This is a genomic window from Martelella alba (assembly GCF_005217455.1).
GTDB lineage: Bacteria > Pseudomonadota > Gammaproteobacteria > Enterobacterales > Enterobacteriaceae > Acerihabitans.
Genome location: NZ_SZPQ01000162.1, coordinates 1 through 719 on the forward strand (window position 1 = coordinate 1; position 719 = coordinate 719).

Here is a 719-nt window from a genome sequence, read left to right on the forward strand (position 1 = left end):
CCCAAATCGATGATAAGCTGCGCCTGCTGCAAACGCCTGTGCGCTTGCTCCTGGTCAAATATCGGATTGATGTTGCCGTTGGCGTGGTCGGAACAGGATTAACCAGTTATTACAGTCGTCACCCCGGCCTATACCTTAAGGGTGATTAGCTGAGCGAGGCTGGATTCGCCACAGGCCAGCTCTTGCGGGTAAGGGTGGCGCCAGGACGACTGTTGATATTGCCTGAGGCGGGTTAACGGGCTGACGGTTAAAATAAGATCCCGGCGCAGAGGCCGGGATTTTAGGAAGGCGCAAAGTTTGGCTAAAAACCTTTTACTTTAAAGAGACGGAGTAAAACTATACCTACTCCCATTATTCCACCTCCACCGATGCCCATTTTTGTAATACGCCATACATCGTGCCGTGTCATATCGAATTCACCGTTTGATATCCATAATATTCCGGATAAAAAGACTTTAGTGATTAAGCTAGCAGAGATCACGGCAATCACAACCAAGCTGATAATTATCATCGAAAACAATATGCTTGGCATTAATTTATTTGGGTGGTAAGTTTCCATTATTTTCCACCTTTTTGATTAATTTCTCCGATGTATCTGAACTCATTTCCGTACTAATAGATGAAGTCACATTTCCCACGGCGCTAAATAGCTGCGCAGAATAATAGATCACATTGAGGGAACTCAGCCCGGATTGTGCGATCTGATCAATCGCCAAACA

Annotated in this window: 2 protein-coding genes; both read right to left on the reverse strand. The window is 45.6% G+C overall.

Annotated elements, in window-relative coordinates:
* Positions 1 to 301 precede the first annotated feature (301 nt).
* The gene (locus FCN80_RS26215; RefSeq protein ID WP_136993288.1) at positions 302 to 559 is read right to left on the reverse strand and encodes a hypothetical protein; all 258 of its coding nucleotides are present in this window, start codon (positions 557 to 559) and stop codon (positions 302 to 304) included.
* Positions 537 to 719: hypothetical protein (locus FCN80_RS27160; RefSeq protein WP_230492992.1), on the reverse strand; the 183-nt coding region annotated here is incomplete at its 5' end. The genes FCN80_RS27160 and FCN80_RS26215, both read right to left, overlap by 23 nt.

Excerpts from the sequence above, each read along its gene's own strand:
- FCN80_RS26215 (WP_136993288.1), bottom strand. The coding sequence starts at position 559 with ATGGAAACTTACCACCCAAATAAATTAATGCCAAGCATATTGTTTTCG.